The sequence below is a fragment of the Burkholderia crassaminum genome (assembly GCF_964265005.1).
Taxonomy (GTDB): domain Bacteria; phylum Pseudomonadota; class Gammaproteobacteria; order Burkholderiales; family Burkholderiaceae; genus Burkholderia.
In genome coordinates this window covers 775,628-795,403 of sequence record NZ_OZ183801.1, presented here as the reverse complement: position 1 = coordinate 795,403, position 19,776 = coordinate 775,628, and the positions used below count along the sequence as shown (strand labels likewise).

General features: G+C 62.2%; 18 protein-coding genes. 9 read left to right on the top strand and 9 right to left on the bottom strand.

The genetic code is table 11. The annotated features are described in order from the left end of the window. Positions 1-229: 229 nt before the first annotated feature. The 3 genes from ACPTTF_RS36820 to ACPTTF_RS36810 all read left to right on the top strand — a co-directional run bounded on the left by ACPTTF_RS36820 (position 230) and on the right by ACPTTF_RS36810 (position 2,049). A complete protein-coding gene (locus ACPTTF_RS36820; protein ID WP_423372428.1) occupies positions 230-556 on the top strand; it encodes an H-NS family nucleoid-associated regulatory protein in 327 nt (108 codons plus the stop codon). A gap of 266 nt (positions 557-822) precedes the next feature. Beyond that, positions 823-1,185, top strand: a complete 363-nt coding sequence (locus ACPTTF_RS36815) for a hypothetical protein (RefSeq protein ID WP_423372427.1) — start codon at positions 823-825, stop codon at positions 1,183-1,185. A 210-nt stretch (positions 1,186-1,395) separates the two neighbouring features. After that, the gene (locus tag ACPTTF_RS36810) at positions 1,396-2,049 is read left to right on the top strand and encodes an NUDIX hydrolase (RefSeq protein WP_423372426.1); all 654 of its coding nucleotides are present in this window, start codon (positions 1,396-1,398) and stop codon (positions 2,047-2,049) included. A gap of 55 nt (positions 2,050-2,104) precedes the next feature. On the opposite strand, the gene ACPTTF_RS36805 is transcribed toward ACPTTF_RS36810, so the two are convergent. After that, the gene (locus ACPTTF_RS36805) at positions 2,105-3,076 is read right to left on the bottom strand and encodes an AraC family transcriptional regulator N-terminal domain-containing protein (RefSeq protein WP_423372425.1); all 972 of its coding nucleotides are present in this window, start codon (positions 3,074-3,076) and stop codon (positions 2,105-2,107) included. A gap of 94 nt (positions 3,077-3,170) precedes the next feature. Here ACPTTF_RS36805 and ACPTTF_RS36800 point away from each other — a divergent pair, with 94 nt between their 5' ends. Next, positions 3,171-4,001 (top strand): oxidoreductase, encoded by an 831-nt coding sequence (locus tag ACPTTF_RS36800; RefSeq protein ID WP_423372424.1) that lies wholly within the window; start codon positions 3,171-3,173, stop codon positions 3,999-4,001. Between the two features lie 185 nt (positions 4,002-4,186). Further along, on the top strand, positions 4,187-4,687 hold the full coding sequence (locus tag ACPTTF_RS36795; protein ID WP_423372423.1) for a hypothetical protein: 501 nt from the start codon (positions 4,187-4,189) through the stop codon (positions 4,685-4,687). 193 nt (positions 4,688-4,880) lie between these two features. Here the strand turns inward: ACPTTF_RS36795 and ACPTTF_RS36790 are convergent, their stop codons facing one another. The 3 genes from ACPTTF_RS36790 to ACPTTF_RS36780 all read right to left on the bottom strand — a co-directional run bounded on the left by ACPTTF_RS36790 (position 4,881) and on the right by ACPTTF_RS36780 (position 9,287). Next, positions 4,881-5,753, bottom strand: coding sequence for a hypothetical protein (locus ACPTTF_RS36790; RefSeq protein WP_423372422.1), 873 nt, complete (start codon positions 5,751-5,753; stop codon positions 4,881-4,883). Positions 5,754-6,379: 626 nt separating this feature from the next. Further along, positions 6,380-7,351 carry a hypothetical protein gene (locus tag ACPTTF_RS36785; protein WP_423372421.1) on the bottom strand — a complete coding sequence of 324 codons (972 nt, stop codon included), beginning with the start codon at positions 7,349-7,351 and terminating at the stop codon, positions 6,380-6,382. 19 nt (positions 7,352-7,370) lie between these two features. After that, positions 7,371-9,287, bottom strand: coding sequence for an AAA family ATPase (locus tag ACPTTF_RS36780; RefSeq protein WP_423372420.1), 1,917 nt, complete (start codon positions 9,285-9,287; stop codon positions 7,371-7,373). A 784-nt stretch (positions 9,288-10,071) separates the two neighbouring features. Here ACPTTF_RS36780 and ACPTTF_RS36775 point away from each other — a divergent pair. Then, positions 10,072-10,908: an alpha/beta fold hydrolase gene (locus tag ACPTTF_RS36775; RefSeq protein WP_423372419.1), complete on the top strand. Its 837-nt coding sequence runs from the start codon at positions 10,072-10,074 to the stop codon at positions 10,906-10,908. A 95-nt stretch (positions 10,909-11,003) separates the two neighbouring features. On the opposite strand, the gene ACPTTF_RS36770 is transcribed toward ACPTTF_RS36775, so the two are convergent. After that, positions 11,004-11,924, bottom strand: a complete 921-nt coding sequence (locus ACPTTF_RS36770; protein ID WP_423372418.1) for a LysR substrate-binding domain-containing protein — start codon at positions 11,922-11,924, stop codon at positions 11,004-11,006. 165 nt (positions 11,925-12,089) lie between these two features. On the opposite strand from ACPTTF_RS36770, the gene ACPTTF_RS36765 reads away from it, so the two are divergent. Continuing rightward, complete coding sequence (locus ACPTTF_RS36765) at positions 12,090-12,740, top strand: LysE family translocator (protein WP_423372417.1); 651 nt, start codon at positions 12,090-12,092, stop codon at positions 12,738-12,740. Between the two features lie 58 nt (positions 12,741-12,798). Further along, entirely contained in the window at positions 12,799-13,173 is a 375-nt protein-coding gene (locus ACPTTF_RS36760; RefSeq protein ID WP_423372416.1) for a gamma-glutamylcyclotransferase family protein, read from the top strand. Positions 13,174-13,215: 42 nt separating this feature from the next. Here the strand turns inward: ACPTTF_RS36760 and ACPTTF_RS36755 are convergent, their stop codons facing one another. The 4 genes from ACPTTF_RS36755 to ACPTTF_RS36740 all read right to left on the bottom strand — a co-directional run bounded on the left by ACPTTF_RS36755 (position 13,216) and on the right by ACPTTF_RS36740 (position 18,573). Next, positions 13,216-13,923: a DUF3142 domain-containing protein gene (locus ACPTTF_RS36755; RefSeq protein ID WP_423372415.1), complete on the bottom strand. Its 708-nt coding sequence runs from the start codon at positions 13,921-13,923 to the stop codon at positions 13,216-13,218. A 7-nt stretch (positions 13,924-13,930) separates the two neighbouring features. Further along, positions 13,931-16,111, bottom strand: coding sequence for a hypothetical protein (locus ACPTTF_RS36750; RefSeq protein WP_423372414.1), 2,181 nt, complete (start codon positions 16,109-16,111; stop codon positions 13,931-13,933). Positions 16,112-16,363: 252 nt separating this feature from the next. Continuing rightward, entirely contained in the window at positions 16,364-17,776 is a 1,413-nt protein-coding gene (locus ACPTTF_RS36745) for a 3-deoxy-D-arabino-heptulosonate 7-phosphate synthase (protein ID WP_423372413.1), read from the bottom strand. Between the two features lie 140 nt (positions 17,777-17,916). Continuing rightward, entirely contained in the window at positions 17,917-18,573 is a 657-nt protein-coding gene (locus ACPTTF_RS36740; protein ID WP_423372412.1) for a GNAT family N-acetyltransferase, read from the bottom strand. A 147-nt stretch (positions 18,574-18,720) separates the two neighbouring features. On the opposite strand from ACPTTF_RS36740, the gene ACPTTF_RS36735 reads away from it, so the two are divergent. After that, a complete protein-coding gene (locus ACPTTF_RS36735; protein ID WP_423372411.1) occupies positions 18,721-19,626 on the top strand; it encodes a DMT family transporter in 906 nt (301 codons plus the stop codon). Positions 19,627-19,776: the final 150 nt, after the last annotated feature.

Sequence of the window (19,776 nt, the reverse complement as noted above, 5' to 3'; positions counted from 1 at the left end):
CGATGCGCCATTTCATTCCGGCGAAGACATGCAGCCTCGGTCGCCGCCCGTCCGTGTTCGGTGATTGGCAGGCTTTCGGCACGGGCGGTTCGCGATCACTTCTCTCGATCGCGCTTTTTATTCGATGCGGCGTGGTGCATCAGCCTGATACGGTTCGGACACCTATATTTAATTATTGCGGATGCCGCGAAAAACAGACGATTGATTTTCTTCGTTTCGAGAATACGATATGCAGAGCTACCGAGATTTGAAAGACCAGATCCAGAAACTCCAGACGCAGGCTGAACTTGCGCGTACTCAGGAACTGGCGAGCGCGATCAAGGAAGTACAAAGGTTGATTGCCGAATTCGATCTGAGGCCCGAGGATGTGTTCTCCAGGCCGAAGCTCAGGCCGCGCCCCGTCAAGCGTCGTGGTCCCGCCACCGTAAAGTATCGCGATCCGGAATCCGGTGCGCAATGGAGCGGACGGGGACGAGAGCCCCGGTGGATCGCCGGCCGCGAAAGGGACCAGTTCCTGATCCACGAGGCGCATGAGATCGCGGAGCGGGCGGCATAGCGGGCACGCGAAGCGCCGGGTTGACCGCCGTGCCCTCGTCCGACGTCACGCACCATCCGGAACGCGGTGGTCGGCATCCGAACGCGGGCCCGGTTCATGCGAGCTTATGGCATACCATGTCCAGATCATTGTCGCCTAACCGAATTCGTGGTGCATGGGAACGCATTCGTGCATCGGTTTGGCGTTGCATTCCGGCAGCGTGCCGCAAGTCGGCCGGCCTTCAATCGCCGAGCGCGCTTGTCGCGGATCCGGGCGGGGCCGATGTCGTGCTCGCAGCGACCCTGTCCGCCGTCAGGGCGGAAGCCAGTGTCTCCGAATTAGAAAGTCTGGAAGGTCGGCACCGGAGACTGGCGACCGCGTATTTTCCGAGCGTTCGCGCCCGCATCGACCTGATCGGCTCGCGTGTCCGGAAAGCCCGGCTCCACGCCGTGCGCGCCCGTGCCCATGCCGACGCCGCTGTCCTGATGTTCCTGGGCGGAATGGAGAAGAATCACCCGGGTTCGCCGTTGGAAGGGCTCAAGCGTCACGCCGAGCAAGCGGAACAGGCGCAAATGCTCGCGAGCGATCTCCTCGACATTTCGCTCGCGTTGGAGCGCCGGGAAAAATCCCGTTTCTCGCGACGCCGGTGAAGACACATCCCGAAGTCGGGCCGTCGCGCCGGTCGTCCCGGCCGTGTGGGCGTGCTCGCGCCACAACGTGCCGCCCGTACCGCTTCGTTTTCCAGGTGTTCGGAACGATTCGCCCGCGTGAATCGGACGAATCGATGAGGTAAGCTGCAGATTGGCTGGAGGGTACTTTGATCTCGATGGATGTTCTTCGACATTGATCTGGCAGAGGACATGAAACCCGACGAAAGCGTCCCGAATACCGGCGGCGGGCTTGCACCGCAGGCCGCCCTGGCCGCGCTCGTGCGCGGCGTCGAAAGTCACGGCATTCCTGCCGGCACCGATTGGCCGAGCGCGGAGCACTATCTCGCGGACAACGAAAGGCAGTGGAAATTCTCGGCGGTGCTGGTCGCGATCGTCGCGCGGCGCGAGCCGACGATCCTGTTGACCAAGCGCGCGTCGGATCTCAGCGAATACTCGTCGCAGGTGAGTTTTCCGGGCGGACGCCCGGCGGCGTCCGACCGCGATATCGGCGCGACCGCGTTGCGCGAGGCGTTCGAGGAAATCCGTCTCGTGCCTGATGCGGTTCACGTGGTCGGCAGCTTGCCGATCCATAAAACCAGGAAGCGCAATCACGCGATCTTTCCCGTGGTCGGCATCGTGCCGGAAACGGCTCAATGGGAAGCGGCGCCCGCGGAAGTCGCGGAGATCTTCGAGTTTCCGTTCGCCGCGCTGCTGAATCCGGATCTGCCGCGTCAATACACGGACGGCGAACGCACGGGCGCGTGGTACTGGGCGGAGCAGGCGCAGGACATCTGGGGCGTGACGGCCTTCATCCTGAAGTCGATCGCCGATCTGGCACGCGATGCCGTGCACATCTACCGGTAGCGCGGCCAGATACGGCTGACGGGCATCGATTCGCGGGCCCGGCGCGGTGCCCGATTCAATGCGACGATACGAACACCGCATCCTCGAAGGCCGCCGGAATGGCGAAACTTTCGCGCATGCGCTGTGTTTCCTTTGCCGGCGTCAGGCCGAACAGGCGCTTGAATTCGCGGCTGAACTGCGACGGGCTCGCATAACCGACCGCATAGCCGGCCGCCTCCGCTGTCAGGTCCTCACGCACCATCAGCAAGCGCGCCTGATGCAGCCGGGTCGATTTCAGGTACTGCATCGGCGACACCTGTGTGATCGCCTTGAAGTGGCTGTGAAAGCTCGGCACGCTCATGCCGGCTTCGTCGGCCAGTTGCGGCACGTCGAGCGGCTGCGCGTAATCGGCGTGGATCACGCGCAGCGACCGGCCGATCCGGCCGAACTGCCCGCGCATCGCCAGCGCGCTGCGCATCGCGCTGCCCTGCGCGCCGGTGAGCACGCGGAAATACAGCTCGCGCAGCAGCGCCGGGCCGAGCACCGCGGCGTCGAGCGGCCGGCGCATCGCCTCGACGAAACGCAGCACCGACGCGTGCATCGTTTCATCCATCGGCGTCGACATCATGCTCCTGGGCGCCTGCACGGGCTCCGCGATGCCCTCGCGGTCGATCTGCGCCGCGAGCTCGGCGGCCATCGTGAAATCGAGGTGCAGATACAGCGCGAGCAGCGGGCGCTCGGGCGTGGCGTCGGTTTCCATGCTGAACGGTACGGGAACGGACACGGCGAGGTAGTGATGTTCGTCGTAAAGATAGCGCTCGCCGCCGAAGTAGCCGCGCTTGCAGCCCTGGCACACGATCACGATGCCCGGGTCGTACAGCACCGGCGTGCGCGACAGCGCGCGGTTCGAACGCAGGATGCGCACGCTCGGCAGCGCCGTCAGGTTGTAGCCTTCGTCGGGTGCCAGCGCGCGCAGCAGCGTCACCAGGCGCTTCCGGTCGCGTGGCGACAGCGACGGGGGGCGGGCGGAGGTTGGCTCGGTGTTCATAGTTTTGTGCAAGAAAATCAGCGGAATCGGGCTTATTCGACGCGGTTTGTCAGACTAGTATGCACGCTCCAATCGACATTCGGGAGAGGCTCAAATGGCATCCGGCACCCTCATGCTCATCACCGGCGTCAGCAGCGGCTTCGGCCGCGCGCTCGCGCAGGAGGCGCTCGCGGCAGGTCACACGGTGGTCGGCACCGTGAGAAGCGCGCAGGCGGCGCAGGCTTTCGAAGCACTGTCCGCGCAGGCGTTCGCGCGGGTACTCGACGTGACCGACTTCGATCGCATCGACGGGGTCGTCGCTGAAATCGAGGCGAACGCCGGGCCCGTCGACGTGCTGGTGAACAACGCCGGCTACGGGCACGAAGGGATCATGGAAGAAGCGCCGCTCGAGGAGATGCGCCGGCAATTCGACGTGAACGTATTCGGTGCGGTCGCGATGATGAAGGCGGTCGTACCGTACATGCGTGAACGGCGGCGCGGCCGCATCCTGAACATCACGTCGATGGGCGGGCACATCACGATGCCGGGCATCGCCTACTACTGCGGCAGCAAGTTCGCGCTGGAAGGCATTTCCGAAGCAGCCGGCAAGGAACTCGAACCGTTCGGCATCGCCGTGACGGCGGTGGCGCCGGGTTCGTTCCGCACCGACTGGGCCGGCCGCTCGATGTTGCGCACGCCGCGCTCGATCGCGGATTACGACGCGATTTTCGACCCGATTCGCCAAGCGCGCGAAGAGAAGAGCGGCAAGCAATTGGGTGATCCGGTGAAGGCCGCACGGGCGATGCTCGCGGCAATTGCGGCGGAACATCCGCCCGCACATCTGCTGCTCGGCAGCGATGCGCTGCGGCTGGTGCGCGGTAAGCTGGCGGCGCTGGAGGAGGAAATCCAGGCGTGGGAGGCCGTTACGGTGTCGACGGATGGTTGAACGCGCGTAAGTCGAGACCTGATCTGTCAGTCAGTGTTAGTTCAGGTCTGAGATTGCTTCGATGGCACTTCATCAAGGGCCGTGATCGACCCGTTCCGGCCGATGAGGCTACGGTATATTCGGTGGCTGCTCTCGAAGCTCTACCGGTCATCGAATAGCCAACTCCACCCAGGTTAGGAATCGCAATGGAACCCATCATTCACCACTCTGTAAGCCGTGCCGCAGACGAAGCAATCAAACTTTGGGCATTGGCAAGCGCACAATACCCGAAACGACATAGCTTGATTCTCAATGTCGCGACTGCCAGCATCATTGAGGCGGTAAGTGCATTTTCGCTCAACGCTCGCCGAGCACTGGAAGTCTTACCACAAGGCCAAAAATTTGGCCTTGCACAACCGCGCTGGCAATGGACGCCAACGACGGACGGAGAAATAGTTGCTGATCTATGGGACGCACTCAACCGAATCATCCACGCCCAAAAGCTTGACGTTGGCTTCGAAGAACTACCGAAGAACATTGGCGTCCTTGCTGAGGGCTCCCTCGTCGTCCCATATGTACGAGCCGCAACGGATCGAAGGAAATTAGCGTTCATCGATCCTTTCGCGCTCTCGCATGCATTTCTGTATGGTGCCTTTCCACACATCGTCGATATCAAAAACCGCCCTTCCTCTCCGTCTGACCATTAATGGGGCGGCGCAGACGTTTGAGCGTCCGATTTGCGATAGCAGTGGACGACGCGTATTGGCCGGCTAGCGCCGACGGCAGAGCGCGGCGATCGTCGAGGGCGCAGCCTCTCATGCAATGAGCATAAAGCACCCATTCCCGCGGGAAATGTCGAACGGTAGACTGCGCGTACTGCTATGCTGACTTGGCTGTGCCTTATCCGTCAGTGGATAGGCCTGTGCGACTTTGTTGCTGTTTCCGTAAAACGACATGAATGGTTGCGAGATAAAAGTAGAACATCCAACTCAACCATAGACTTGCGTCGTACCCCGTCTTTTGTTGGTCATTATGATGACGAATCCCGAAATTGTTCGCAAGATTGAATAAATCCTTCTCGTCGGCTGAAGTAAGAAGAGATTTGATCTCGGCGCGAGTGTACTCCAGCACATCAGCGAGGTCGCGTACGGCTTGCCTGCGGTCATCGAGCGTCGCACCGTGGCGACGGTAACGTAGGATCGCAGCGTTGATTCGATTTGATATATTGGAGTCGTTTGAAGGGATGTCAGCATCAAAGATCTTCTCGAACCCCTGTTGTGGCTTGTGAAGTATTTCGCCGTTCTCTGACAATTCAAACGGCTTCGTATAGTGTCCGAGCACAGCATTCACTTTGTCGCGGTACTCGATTTGACCTTGCTGCTTATTGAACGTCTCCCAGTGCATGCCACATTGAGCGTAGCTATGAAAGGAGCCGTCTATCGGCTTTGAAACCTGCTGAAACAGAAATTCGACGACGTCAAAAAAATCGTCTTCCGTGTAGCCTTGTCCGAAGGCGTGCGGAGGCCATAGGTCTTTCTTGCGAACGGTAAGGAGCAACTCGAGATCAATGTCGCTCACGTTGCCATTGATATGCCCAGCGTCCACACACTCATACCCAAAGGCTTCGGAGAAGTATCCGTCTTCGGACATTTGGTCGTACACGCGAATGTAAAGATCAATTATGTCTTTTAGGGGCAGGCCGGATTGATTCGGATTTGTTCCTTTACGCTGGGAGTAGTAGGAGTGCGCCATAAGGACGAGGACGAAGGACATAGGAATTCAAATACTACCCGCAAACACAGACTTTAGGATGCGACGGCGTCATAGAAAGCATGCAAGCCCGGGGTTGGGAGCGAACGACGCACGAATGGCTAACCTTAACCCATGAATAATCGCTCGACTTTGTTTGTCGAATGGCTGTTTGCTGGCACTGAGCCGACGTCTGAACGACCGAACCATGCGCCGAGTGAACGACGCTTCCTGGCCGAATCCGGAAGCTCGAAGTTGGTGGCCAGTCGCCCGCGCTGGCACCGGCCGCCGAACTCCCGCTGCCGACCCCTCCCAGCCGTTCCACATCGATCGTCGCAACGGCTGCTTCCGGACCCGAAGTCACCATTCGACCTCGTACAACCGTAATGACGACTCTCGATCCGATCAATAAGCTGTATGACCGGTTCCGGCTGACCACAATCGATCGACACGTCTTCCCTAACGCCACTTTGGACCCAGGGCGGCTCGAAGCGGCTACACGAGTGCATATTGTGATCATTTGATGGTGATATCGGCCGCGGACATGGAGTCAGTGACTGCCGGCCAGCATTGCATCATTCATTTACTCGCTAACCCATCTCCAGAGTCCGCAACGTACTTCCGTGCCGGAGAGCTACAACGAGTTATCGTCAGCGATTCAACTCATCTTTAATCCTTACCACGTCAACCCTTCGCAGGAAAATATGCCTGCACATACCGAGAAACGGTCGGTTAGGTGCAAGATACTCAGCCCGGATATGTGAGAGTTTTGCAATCACGTCAGACCTGCTCTCGCGCGACTCGGGTTGCGCACGAAACATGACTAGTGAGTTATCAAGGTCAATAATTGCCCGTTGCAGATTTCGGGCATGCGTCTTCCGGCGCTCAACAAGCGGATCTCGCCGCAATCCGTAGTATTTGATCGACGCGACACCCATACGACTTGGTCTGCCGCCAACCATCTTTGCGAATACCAACCCGTCTTCACGAAACTCGAGATGATCGCGTGGGTTGTCCACACACGGGTTCAACAGATCTCGGTACGGCTCTTCCTTTGAGATTGGGTCGCCAAATTGAAGCCGCATCGATTCGTCGGAGAGCGGGAAATAGTTTCCTTTGCCCGATACCATGCGACGCTTCGCCGAACCGGCCTGAATCACTTGATCGTGGTTTTCGCAGCGATTGCAGTGTTGACATGAATAGATCAGATTGCCCCAGTCCGCTGCAAGCCAATAGTAGCCATCGGGATATGTCTGATTCTCGCCGTCGACTTCAAAGTCGATTCCCCCCTTGGGCCTGAAATGCTCAATGTCAAATGCAGCGCCACCGTAATCAATCTCGCAGAAACCGCACTTGCCGTTGAAAAGCGCTTTGAGCTTAGGCTTAACGTCGCCGGATCGATAGGCCTGGAACGGGAAAGACTTTGCTTTTTCCTTCTTCGGTGCGGGATCCCCCGAACTTTCGTCCAAAAGGTCCTCAACTTCTGCATCTGCTTTAGTCCTGGCAGTGATCCTCGCCGCGAAGAACTTCAGAGCGTCCTCGGTTTCCCTTTTACCGATGCTGTCGATGTCCGTGCGTAGGCAATTCGGTATCTCTACGTTTCCACGATCCACTTTAATCATCTGAAGTAGGCTCCCGCTATTATTGCGAGTCAATCAATTTGTCGATGAATTCGACCAGATCTTCATCGAATTCATCGCTGTGGTACGGCAAAGGCCGATCGTGACGTGCCAAAAATCTGTCGATTGCGGCATACATGACCCGATCTCTATCCAACAATGCCGGTAATTCGAGCTTCTTGACCTCACCGTCCAGAACTTGCAACCGGATGCGCGCCTCGTCGCTCAAAGAATTCTCCCGTTCCAGCAGCGAATAGTATTCTTCGAGGGTCGCCCAAGTTTCCGGATCGATAGTACTTTGCAGGCCAAAATGACGTGATGTCAGGATTTGATCAATGCGCATATCGCTGACGGCCGGTAAGTCCTGCACTGCTTCGATGGTCGTATCGTCGGCATTCGTTCTTTTTAACAACACGACCTCACCTTCCTCAAAACCTCGCAGACAGAGAGGATCGTGAGTCGATACAACGAATTGAACCCGAGGAAATGCAGCCCGCAGCCCAGCTACAACCCGCATCTTCCACGTTGGGTGTAAATGATTCTCGACCTCGTCAATCAGGACAACGCCCTGCGCAGCATCCATTGATTCCCAACGCTCGAAAAGAGTCGCCATCACGTCACAAGCGAGCGCGAGGATGCTCTTATACCCTTGGCTGAGGTGGTCAAGCGGATACTGAACGCCCGATCTCTCGAACATGATCGGCGAGTCCTCGCTATCAACCCGCACAAGATAACAGTTGACCGGCAGATCAAGGAGAGATTTGATTGTTGCTGCGGCGAAGTCAAACTGCTCCGGGGTAAACGTCGTTAATATCGCAGACGGATGTCGCAGCGGAACGAACGGATCGAAGAGATTTCTGACCCGAGACATGGTTGACTCGACAAAGTTACGGTGGGCAGCGGTCGGTAGCAGTCGGGTCGCTCCATATGCAAGCATAAGTATCGGAGTCGCATCCTCATTGCGTTCGAGGCTTCCATCGCGCCGAATGGTGACAGAACGTACTGCTTGCGTGTCGAATACGACATGGATGTGACCGGAATCGGTGCCGTCACTGAGGAGTTCATTTACTTTCAAACCGAGCGCCTGCATAGCGTCACCATCGTACAACGCGACAGTAAGAGCTTTCAGAATTGAGCTTTTCCCGACACCATTTTCACCGAGTAGGGCCAGACACGGCGGTCGATCTGCCCTACCCGCAGGCACGTTGATCTTGAGGGAAGATAGACCGAACAACCCTTTGATACTTATGGATGAGATGAGCGGGAAGCTCGCATAGTATTTTGCGTCTTCCAACTCGGCGTCTGAACTCTCAATCGCAGAAACCGACGCACCCACTCCTTCTTCCGGGGTCGGCGAAGGATCACCCGCAGTCTCGGGAGCAACGTCGATATGAATTCCTCGACTGACTTTCAATAACTGGCGCAATGTTCCGCAGAACTCTGCTACATCATCAGTTAGATATTCAGGTAGTCTAGGGTCCGGAAGACTTAGCAACAGTGTCGCAGCTCTTGCTCGACGCTCCACAAGATCCACTCGGTTAAGCTTGAGGATTTCTATCGTGGTCTCACCTTCAAGCGTTTTTGGCCGCAAAAGCCCGTCGGGATCAAGCAGCAGGTGCTTTTCAGGAACGCAGTGTGCCGGATTAAGGATCAGCGGCCGCTCAATAGAGTCCAGATCCGATGTAATTCCCACCGGAGTTCGATCGCTCACAACCGGAAATTTTGCACCTTTTGAGAAATTGCATTCGGGGCAAGCAGCGTAGAGGTTTCCCCAGTCATAAGCCAGCCAGTAGTAGTGGTCTTCTGATCGCTTGCCGCGACTGTCGACAGCACCGCCCAAGGGGCGATAGTGGTCGATATGCATTGCGCTCAGACCTGTCAGCCTTTGCTCACAATACACACATTTTCCGTTTGCTTCTTCGAAAAGCGTTTCCTTCAAGCCAGCTATATCCGCGAAACGCGGGAACGCGACCAGTTGTCTACGGGCAGAAGCACTCAAATGCCGATACTTCGTGAATTTTTCGATTTCGGATTGAACGTTCGCGCTGAAAAAAAATGTTGGCGTAGCGCCCTTTTTTATGCGAATCATGGATAGCGAAAAATGAGGGAAACGGGAATCAGAGCGCTACTGCTCCCCTGAGCGCTGCGAATTCAGCGCCAGGAACGCGTGACGATGACTTGATTTTATCTGAAACTCAGCTGAAAAAACTGCCTATGAAGCCGCGCGCGGGCTTGGCTTGTGCTCCCACCAACTAAAGCTGCGGAAACGTCGACTGTTAATGATGGCAACGTTTAAACACCCTGTGTGTGCTGGCGTCGCATTTTTCTGCGTCAAGGGACGACCAAGGGAAATCCGCCGGCATCGTGGGGGTGATGGGTACTCTCAGCAGAACAGTCAACGCGGTAGCCGAACGCGGTTCGCTCCGTCGGGCGAGTGACCGCTGCGAAAGATCGAAGCGACATCCAAGTGTCAGTGCGACATCGTAGACGAGTGACCGAAGCTGGCCGAACTGAGTCAGACGATCTGACGCTGTCTGTTTGATCTAGTCCAGCCTTATACAGCTGACGCAGCGCGATCGTTCGCCTTTCGGGAGGGAGGCCGTCCACGTTGGCCGGATTGTTTACGACCGCTTGCATCGCAGCATCATCGTTTAACAATACTGTCCGATAATGGCTCCCGGCCACTGCGCCACGTTCAATCCACCTTACAGGAGTCCATCGCGATGCCATACGTCACAACGAAGGATCACGTCGAGATTTTCTACAAGGACTGGGGCCCGAAGGACGCGCAGCCGGTCATGTTCCACCATGGCTGGCCGCTGTCCGGCGACGACTGGGATGCGCAGATGCTCTTCTTCGTCCAGAAGGGCTATCGCGTGGTGGCGCACGACCGGCGCGGCCACGGCCGGTCGGCGCAGGTGTCGGACGGCCACGACATGGATCACTACGCGGCCGATGCCTTCGCGGTCGTCGAAGCGCTCGACCTGCGCAATGCGGTGCACATCGGCCACTCGACCGGCGGCGGCGAAGTGGCCCGCTACGTCGCGAAACACGGCGAGCCGGCCGGCCGCGTCGCGAAGGCGGTGCTGGTCAGCGCGGTGCCGCCGCTGATGCTGAAAACCGAATCGAACCCCGAAGGCTTGCCGATCGAGGTGTTCGACGGTTTCCGGAAGGCGCTCGCCGACAATCGCGCGCAATTCTTCCTCGATGTGCCGAGCGGCCCGTTCTACGGGTTCAACCGCGAAGGTGCAACCGTGCATCAGGGCGTGATCCGCAACTGGTGGCGACAGGGGATGGAAGGCAGCGCCAAAGCACATTACGAAGGCATCAAGGCGTTTTCGGAAACGGATCAGACCGAGGACCTGAAATCGATCTCCGTCCCGACGCTGGTGCTGCACGGCGAGGACGACCAGATCGTGCCGATCGCGGATGCCGCGCTGAAGTCGATCAAGCTGCTGAAGAACGGCACGCTGAAGACGTACCCGGGCTATTCGCACGGGATGCTGACGGTCAACGCGGACGTCCTCAACGCCGACCTGCTGGCTTTCGTGCAGGCGTAACGGTGACGGTCGGCGCAGGCTGGCGGGTGTGTGGTGGCGCTTCGTAGCGCCCGGTAGCGCCGTCGGCAAGGCGACCGGTTCGCCAGCCGCAGGGTTCAGCCCGGACCGTTGAAGCGGATGCCCGGAAACGTCAGGCGCGGCATCCGGCTTTCCAGAAACGCGAGCAGTTCGCGCACCTGCGCGGCTTTGCCGGAGTCTTCCGGCCAGACGAGGTAGTACGCGTCACCGGTATTGACGGCCGTCTTGAACGGCAGCACGAGCTGCTTCTCGTCGATTGCCGTGGCACACAGCGCGAGATCGCCGATCGAGATGCCGTGGCCGGCAATCGCTGCCGCGATCCCCTGTTCGAGCATGTCGAACACCTGCCCGCGCGTGATGTCCACCTCGAGATTATGGCCGCTGCCCTTGAGCCAACGCCGCCAGTCGCGCCGGTCGGGCGACGGGTGGATCAGCTCGCACGCGGCCGGATTCGTGCGTGCGACCGTCGCGGTCGCCCGCGAGCACACCGGAATCAGCCATTCGTCGAACAGCTTCACGCATTGCGTGGCCTCGCCGAACTTGCCTGCGCCGAGCAGGATCGCGCAATCGTAGGATTCGCTGAAGAAATCGACGGTATCGACATCCATCCACACGCTCGCGATCTGCACCTCGAACGCGGGCCGCGTGTTGCGAAACGCGGCCAGCGCGTCGAGCAGCCAGCGCATCGTGAGCGTGGACGGCGCCTTGAGCCGCAGCACGTCGCGCTGCGACTGGAACAGCATGCAGGCTTCCTCGATCTGCCGGAAGCCGCGCCGCAGGCCCGACGCGAAGATCTGCGCTTCCGCCGTCACCGTCATTTTGGGGCCGCGCCGGACGAACAGTTTCCGGCCGAAGTAGGCCTCGAGCGTCCGGACGTGCTTGCTCACCGCGCTCTGCGTCAGGCTCAGTTCCTCGGCGGCAAGCGTAAACGAGCCGGTGCGCGCGGCGCTTTCGAATGCGCGCAACGCGTAGACAGGGGGGAGCGGTTTGGCCTTCACGGGGTTCGAGTATGAATAAAACTCATGTGATCCAACAGGATTTTCCGTTTTTCAGCAGCGGGCCAGGCACGCAATACTTCATAAAACCGTGCAAGCTGCTTTGCTGAATCCCGATGATGCCATCGTAGCGGGCACGCGCGCCAATCCATCCAACAACTTTTTGTCATGGCACTCCATTACCCGCTGCTGTTCGCCTATTTCGCCGCGATCGTGCTGCTCATCGCGACGCCCGGCCCCGTCGTCATGCTCGTGGTCGGCACCGTCGCGCGGCGCGGTTTCCGCCAGGGCATGCTGACCGCGGTGGGCGCGAATGCCGCGAGCCTCGTGATGATCGCGGGGGCGATGCTGATGGTATTCGGCGTCGTGCTCGTCAGCGATCGCCTGCTCACGGGGTTGCACGTGGCGGGTTGCATCTTCATCGCGGTACTGGCCGTCCGGACGCTGCTCGGCGAATGGCGCGCCGGCCGTATGCGCGAGGGCAACGGCGCCGCGCAAGGCGAACCGGCGTCGCAGGCGCGGCGCTTGCCGGGTGTGGTGCGCGGCTTTCTCGTCGGCATCGCGAACCCGAAGGATCTGCTGTTCTTCGTCGCGTTCTTTCCGCAGTTCGTTGCCATCACGCCGGATTCGCGCGTGAGCCTGGCGATCCTGGCCGCGCTGTGGATCGCGGTCGATTTCACGATCATGACCGGCTACATGGCCGCGATCAACCATCCGCTGATTCATGGCAAGCAACGATGGATCACGGCCTCGTCGGCGCTCGCGTTGCTCGTGATTGCGCTCGCCGGGCTCGGCGGTGCGATTGCAGGTGCTGCATAAGCCTGTCGGCGATCTGCGTTACGCTTCGTTTGCCCTTGTTTTTTTATCGAGTTCAATCATGTCCAGCACCGCCCCGACTTACTCCGAGCAGCTCTTTTCCTATGGCACGCTGCAACTCGAACCGGTGCAGCTCGCCACCTTCGGCCGCAAGCTCGACGGTCGTGAGGATGCAATGCCCGGTTACGCGATGACGATGCTGAAGATCGACGACCCGGAGGTGGTCGCGACGAGCGGGAAGACGCATCATCCGGTGGTGGCCTTTACCGGCCAATCGGGCGATCGCGTAACGGGCACCGTGTTTGCGATCACGCGTGAAGAACTGCAGCACGCGGACGACTACGAAGTCGACGCGTATCGCCGCGATCGTGTGGTGCTTGAATCGGGCGTCGCCGCGTGGGTGTACGTGGATGCGAGCTCACCGCGCCCGGAATGAATCCGGCGCACGGGAATGCTCGACGTCGTCGCGTTCTTCCCGCTAATCGTTGCGCAGGAACACGACGTAGCCGCGGAACCACGGGTTCGTCGCGAGGTAAGGCGGCGCGTCCCATTCGCCGCCCTGGATGATGCCGATGCGAAACGGCAACTGCAGCCGCGCGACGCGCGGCAGGTAGTCCGCATAGTCGGGGATCGTGCGGCGGCCCTGGTAGGTCTGCACGACGACTTCGTCGACGATCCCTCGCAACTGGTTGACCTGGTCGGTATCGATGCGGCTGCTCCAGTCGAGCAGCCCCGTGATGCTCAGCCGGCAATCGGCGGGCAGGGTCTCGCGCAGCGTCCGCAGGAATTCGAGGTAATCCTGCAGGTGGCGCGTGCGCGCATCGAAGTCGATCTGGATGCCCGTGATCGTGCGGCCCGACGCGCGCCAGCGCTCGAGCTGCGCGAGCATGATCTGCGTGACGCGGGGCGTCCAGCGCAGCGTATGTGCGCGATAGACCAGCCACACGCGCGCATGCGGCGCGGGCGGCAGCGCGACGCCCTGCGCGATCACGCGCACTTGCGACTCGTCCCGCGGCGATGCCTCGATCTGCCCTTGCAGCACGTAGACGGTGCGTGCGCCGTGCACGACCGCCTGCGGCTTCACGCCCGCCCACAGCCAGAACGTGTCGTACCGCGCGGCATCGACGGTGCCGGCCAGTGCGACGCGTCCGGCCAGCAACAGCGCGATACACGCGATACGCTTCACGCGGCGCTTACCAGTAGTAGCGAAGTTTCTGCGCCCACGGGCTGCCCGCGTAGCTGGCTTTCAGCGTATCGAACCAGCGCTTGCGCACGTTCTTCGGCACGTCCTTGCCGCCGCATTCGTTGGTGCCACCCGGCGCGTAGCACTTGATCGCGCGGTAGTACGCGTAGGCGCGGTCGTTCGGGTTCGCCTGCGCATCGGCCATCACCGTCACGTAGCTCGACATCCGCTCGTAAGGCTTGCCCGCGAACTGCGACGGCGCCGCACCGAGCGTCGGCGGCACGCGTGTGGCGCTCGCCGCTGACGCGTTGCGCATCCACGGGGGCACCGCGTCGCCTTCGAGGTTGGCCGTGAGCGGGTTGACGCGCACGAAATCGGCGAGGCAGTTCAACCCTTTCGGGTCGGCCGGATTCTGCTGGAGCGCCGCCGCGATGTCGCGCGCGGACGGGCACACGTAGCCGTCTTCGTTTTTCGCGCCGGGCGCGATGAACGGTTTCAACGGGTCGGCCGGCGTGCCGGACACCAGCGCGGCATCGGCGATGAATTCGGCGTAGTGCGAACGCGTGAGTTCCTTGTACAGCAGCGCGTACAGCGCGGTGTCGCGCAGTGCGCTGCCGGTCGCCTGGTTTTGTGCCTGCGCGCGCAGCAGTTCCGCATTGGCCGCGCGCCGCAGCAGTACGGCGCGGATCGCGGCGTTCTGCACGGGCGAATCGTCGGCGAACGCGTCGTTGACGAGCCCGGCCTGTTCCAGGTTGATCGCGAGCGCGAGTTCCAGCGCCTCGCGCTGGAAGCGGAATTTCGCGAGCGGGATCAGGTCGCGCCACAGCTGGCGCGCCTTGTCGGACTGGCCGCTATCCTCCAGCGCGAACCCGCGCAGCGCCTGCTGGCTCAGGCCGAAGTAGTCGAGCGGCTCGGCGGGTGTCTGCGGCAGCAGGGCGAGCGCGGCGTCCGGCTTGTGCCCGATCTGGACGTACCAGGTTGCGAGCAGGTAGTCGTACAGCGCGGGCGCGTTCGCGAAGCGCGGCTTCTGCGCCTGCAGGTCGTCCAGGGTCAGCGGCTTGTTGCGGCTCGAATCGCTGTTGTCCGACGTGCGCATGCGCAGCAGGTCGACGGTCGCGAGCACGGTCGGCGACTGGATCTGACGTGCGTCGAATTCCGACCCGAACAGCAGCTTGCTGTCGAGTTCGTTCGCCAGCTGGATCAGCGGCACGTTCGACGTCGCCGGCGACCAGCGCGCGAGCGCATGGCCGTACAGGTCAGCCTGCTGCGTGACGTTGCCGCCGAGCCACGCGACCCGCCGCAACAGCCCGTTCGCGGAGGTCGCATAGCGTCCCTGCGGATACACCTTCAGATAGGTGCGAAACACCGTATTCGCGGCGTCGAGCGATACCTTCGTCACGCGGCCGAGCGACGGCGTGGGGTTGTCGTTGTCGAACACGTTGGCCTGCGCGGCGTTCAGCTGCGCGCGTCCGGCCATGTAGAGCCCGGTTTCCTTCAGCCACGGGTTCGCGCTGTGCGACGCGTTCGAGAAGGCCCGGGTCGCGGTGAGGAAATCGGCGCGGTAGAACGCGTTCGTGCCGTCGAGGTACGCGGCGAACTGCTGGCCGAGCGGTGACTTGACCGGCGGTTTGGTCCACGCGGCGCTCGCGCCGCCGGTGGCGCAGGTCTTCTGCGCGATGTCGGCGCGCGCCGCGCGCAGGCGCGCGGCTTCGTCGGCGGGGAGGCCCCCGGCACCGCCCAGTGCGTCGTTGAACGCGTCGGCGCCCGAGTTCATGCTGCGGCAGATGCTGCCTTCGCCGTCGGCGTACCGGTTCGACTGCGCGTCGGCATCCGCTGCGTTGTCGGACTTTGCGGTCTTGTCGGACTCCTTCTGCCCGATGTAGATCCACCCGGAGAAGTCCATCGGAAACGGCACGATGATCTGGTTGATCCGGTCTTTCGCCGGGATCGTCTTCGGGTCCGGAAACGCCTGTGCGACCTTGGTGCTGTCGACCATCATCAGCATCGCGTTGATGCGCGTGTCGTTGGCGGGGCTCAGCATCGGCAGGTTGGCGCAGGAGTAGGCGGTCTGCCGGAGCGTGGTTGGCGCATAGCAGCCGTCGTCCCCGCTGGCATGGGCGGCCGGAATCCAGAACAGGCCGGCCGCCAGCGCGGCGAACAGGTTTCGGTGCAGCAATGGGCTTTTGGGCATTTTTTCTTGTGCCGGGTGTGGGGCCGCAGCGGCCGGGTCTCTCAGGTGAGGCGTTTCGCCCCGGCGCGTATCGTACCGCACCGGCCGGCCCGGCCGCGAGCGCGCGCAGGCCGGCAGTCGCGTCGAATGCGGGCCGGCGAAAGGGAAGTCCACACAGTGCAGACGCAGCGATCTGCTGACGGTGGCCGGCCGGCGGGATGGGCATTGCCGTTCGGCATGCTCAACAACCGAGCGCGCGATGCCGCTCGCGCATCACGCGCACACGCTGCTTGCGACGTCCCCGTCATCTGCATCGTCGATCGCGGCCCGCAAGTCGTCGATCGCCACCATCAGCTCGCGGACCTGCCGCAACGACGGGTACTGGTGCAGCACCGCATGCCATTGCGGCAACGTCAGCAGCGCGTGCCAGACGACACCGAGGCCATCAGGATCGGCATCCGGCCGCTGCGCGAGCGCGCTCGCGTACTCCAGGCTGGCTTGCGCCGACAGCAACTGCATCCGGCTTGCGGCGCCCAGCAGGCGCGGCGTCGCGTCCGCGGACGCATCGCAGCAATAGAGCACTTCCTGTTGCAGCGTCGCTTCGTCGGTCGTCAGCGCCCGCAGCGACGCACCGTGCACGCGCACCGTGCCCTGGTGCGTCTCGAACGAATAGATCGTGTCGGAGTCGGCCTGCGCGAGCAGGTTCAGGCCGCGCAGCAGCCGCGGCAGATCGGTCGTCGCGGCATCCGCGGACGCTTTCGCTTCGACGAGGAAGCGCACGTTCCATGCGGGCGCCGGGTCATCGCCGCGCGTGCGTTCGAGCAGGATCGCGTCCCATTCGGTTTTCGCGCGGTCGTGTCGGCCCGGTATCGATGACGGCACCCGCATCGACGTGACCACCTGGTAGGTACGCTGCTCGTCTACCGCTTCGAGCCTGCGGGCCAGCGCGTCGAGCGCCTGCGCGGCCAGCGCTTCGACGGCTGCGCCGCGCTGCTGCGATGCGACGCCCTGCGCAACGGCGATCGTGCTGCCTTCGAGCGGCCCCTGGCGGACCCACAGCGCACGGTAGCGGCGCACGTGCTCGTCCGATGCCAGTGCGTCGACACGCAGCATGCGTTCGAGCGCGGGGCTGTCTTTCAGCTTGACGATGTCCTGCTCGAACGCGGCGTCGGTCGTCATGTCGGGCAGGGCGAGCAGCTGCTGCAGCGTCGCGTGAAGATCGGCCCACGACGCGGAGGTCACGGCCGCATGCAGTCGCGCGAGCCCGTCGCGTTGCCACGTCTGCGCACTGCGTTCGAGTTTGGCCGGGTGCGCGATCGCATTGACGGCGGAGTACAGCGCGCGCCGGTCCTGCTCCGCGTGCGCGGACAACGACGCGTATTCGCGCACGCTCGGCGCATCGTGCCGCAGCACCGCGGCCTGAAAGGCGGGATCGCCGGACTGAGGATTCATCGCGTCGCGGATCATTTGCGCGAGGGCGTCGATGAAGCGCTGCCGCAGTGCCGTGCCGGGAGACTCGCCGTCTGTCCGCATCCGGCACGCTTCCTCGATCACGATCGCAAGGGCGGTGGCCGGATTCGCGGCGTCGGTCAATGACGACGCGCTGTCGAGCGGCGGCAGCCGGTAACGACGAGCGACGATGCGCAGGGTTTCGTCGAACAGGGCGGGCAGCGGTGTCAGCGACATGGCGGGCAGGGGCGTGAAAGCGGTTCGCATGCGCAGCGGGCGGTCCCGTGCGCGTGATGATGTGCAACGTTATCACGGCGCGGCCGAATGGACGGATGGCAGGGCCGTCGCGGCGGCGCAGGGCGCGATCGCACGCGGCGTCAGTCCCGCACGATGTCTTTGGTCAGCGTCTCGATGGTCAGGGTGCGGTCGCGCGGTGTGCCCACGCCGGCGTCGAACGGGTAGCCCGACCGTTCCCCGGTTCGCGTATAGCCGCGGCGCAAGTAGAAGTCGATCAGTTCGTGGCGTGCCGACAGGACGACCATGACGGCCTTGCCGATCTGCCAGCGCCGGCTGGCGAATTGTTCGGCTTCGTTCAGCAACGCCTTGCCGAGCCCGCGATCCTGCATCGACGGCGAAACGGCCAGCGTGCCGATATAGGCAACGTTGCCGTCTTTCCTGACTTCGATGCAGCCGGCAATCTGCCCTTCCACGTCGGCGACCAGCAGGGCGGAATCCGGTGCGCGCAACGTATCGACGAGCTGTGACGACGCAATCCGCGGGCCGTCGACGAGCGATGCTTCGTGCGTCCATCCTGCTACAGCCGCTGTCGGGCGGTAGGCTGAATTGATCAGTTGAACGAGCGCGTCGACATCGTGACTGTTCGCCGTCCGGTAGCGGGTGGCGCCTTTGATCGGGCCCGTGCGTTCATCCATTGAAGTCACTCCGTTTCCGTTGCCGCGGTTTGTCCTGGATGTCACGTCGTCCAAGGATAGTTGAACGGTCGGACGGCGTCGACCGGCGACCGGTGCGGCCATTCAACCGGCAATCCACATTTCGCGTCACGCTGAAGCGTTCGCGCCAGACCGGCGGCATCATCTGCTTATGCGACCCGTGCCGAGCGGGCCGATCCCAACCTCGTCATGGACTGCGAACGCGAACCTCCCGACATGCTGCAGCCCGTCATGCCCCGCAGCCCTCCCGCCGTCGCGGACCTGCTCCTGCTCCTCGCGCTTTCGACGTTATGGGGCGCGTCCTACACGTTCATCCGGATCGGCGTCGCGACCATTCCGCCGCTGACGCTGATCGCCGCGCGGACCTTGATCGCAGGCTCGGTGCTGCTGCTTTGGATGCGCGTCACGCGCATTCCGATGCCGCGCGATCTCGCGGTCTGGCGTCGCTTCTTCGTGCAGGCGCTGTTGAATAGCGTCGTACCGTTCACGCTGATCGCGTGGGCCGAACGTTCAGTCGAAGCCGGTCTCGCGACGATCCTCAATTCCGCGTCACCCGTTCTTGCGTTCGCCGGCACCTGGTTGATTACCCGCCATGAACCGCTGACACCGAGGAAGCTGTTCGGCGTCGTCGCCGGGCTCGTCGGCATCTCGCTGGTGGTCGGCGTCAGCGCGTTCGAGGGGCTCGGGCGACAACTCGTGCCGCAACTGGCGATCGTCGCGGCGACCGTCTGCTACGCGGGCGCAGCGATCTACGGCCGGGGCTTCAGCGGATTGTCGCCCGCGGCGCCCGCCGCCGGCTCGCTGATCGTCGGTGCGATCGTGCTGGTGCCTGCCAGCCTCGCCGTCGACCATCCGTGGACGCTTCATCCATCGCCGCAATCGCTGATCGCGCTGGCGGCGCTCGCGGTCTTCTCGACCGCGCTCGCGTTCGTCATCTACTTCCGGCTCGTGCAGACGCTCGGTTCGGTCGGCACGACGGCGCAGGCCTATCTGCGTGTGCCGATCGGTGTCGGCATCAGCATGGCGCTGCTCGGGGAATCGCTGTCTGCGTCGGCGTGGCTGGGGCTCGCTTGCGTCGTCGCGGGTGTGGCCGCGATGACGTTGCCGTCGCGACAGCGCGCGCAGCCACGCACCTGACACCGGCCACGAAGCCGGCCGCGCAACGGTCGCGGCCGTCGCGCTGCGATCAGCGACCGGCGATCAGCGATCAGCGACCGGCGACCGGCGACCGGCGACCGGCGACCGGCGACCGGCGACCGGCGACCGGCGACCGGCGACTGGCGATCA

What these genes read in the sequence shown, in the direction of transcription:
- ACPTTF_RS36820 (WP_423372428.1), top strand. Translation starts at nt 230, where the DNA reads ATGCAGAGCTACCGAGATTTGAAAGACCAGATCCAGAAACTCCAGACG.
- ACPTTF_RS36810 (WP_423372426.1), top strand. Translation starts at nt 1,396, where the DNA reads ATGAAACCCGACGAAAGCGTCCCGAATACCGGCGGCGGGCTTGCACCG.
- ACPTTF_RS36805 (WP_423372425.1), bottom strand. Translation starts at nt 3,076, where the DNA reads ATGAACACCGAGCCAACCTCCGCCCGCCCCCCGTCGCTGTCGCCACGC.
- ACPTTF_RS36800 (WP_423372424.1), top strand. Translation starts at nt 3,171, where the DNA reads ATGGCATCCGGCACCCTCATGCTCATCACCGGCGTCAGCAGCGGCTTC.
- ACPTTF_RS36795 (WP_423372423.1), top strand. Translation starts at nt 4,187, where the DNA reads ATGGAACCCATCATTCACCACTCTGTAAGCCGTGCCGCAGACGAAGCA.
- ACPTTF_RS36790 (WP_423372422.1), bottom strand. Translation starts at nt 5,753, where the DNA reads ATGTCCTTCGTCCTCGTCCTTATGGCGCACTCCTACTACTCCCAGCGT.
- ACPTTF_RS36785 (WP_423372421.1), bottom strand. Translation starts at nt 7,351, where the DNA reads ATGATTAAAGTGGATCGTGGAAACGTAGAGATACCGAATTGCCTACGC.
- ACPTTF_RS36775 (WP_423372419.1), top strand. Translation starts at nt 10,072, where the DNA reads ATGCCATACGTCACAACGAAGGATCACGTCGAGATTTTCTACAAGGAC.
- ACPTTF_RS36765 (WP_423372417.1), top strand. Translation starts at nt 12,090, where the DNA reads ATGGCACTCCATTACCCGCTGCTGTTCGCCTATTTCGCCGCGATCGTG.
- ACPTTF_RS36760 (WP_423372416.1), top strand. Translation starts at nt 12,799, where the DNA reads ATGTCCAGCACCGCCCCGACTTACTCCGAGCAGCTCTTTTCCTATGGC.
- ACPTTF_RS36750 (WP_423372414.1), bottom strand. Translation starts at nt 16,111, where the DNA reads ATGCCCAAAAGCCCATTGCTGCACCGAAACCTGTTCGCCGCGCTGGCG.
- ACPTTF_RS36745 (WP_423372413.1), bottom strand. Translation starts at nt 17,776, where the DNA reads ATGTCGCTGACACCGCTGCCCGCCCTGTTCGACGAAACCCTGCGCATC.
- ACPTTF_RS36740 (WP_423372412.1), bottom strand. Translation starts at nt 18,573, where the DNA reads ATGGCCGCACCGGTCGCCGGTCGACGCCGTCCGACCGTTCAACTATCC.
- ACPTTF_RS36735 (WP_423372411.1), top strand. Translation starts at nt 18,721, where the DNA reads ATGCCCCGCAGCCCTCCCGCCGTCGCGGACCTGCTCCTGCTCCTCGCG.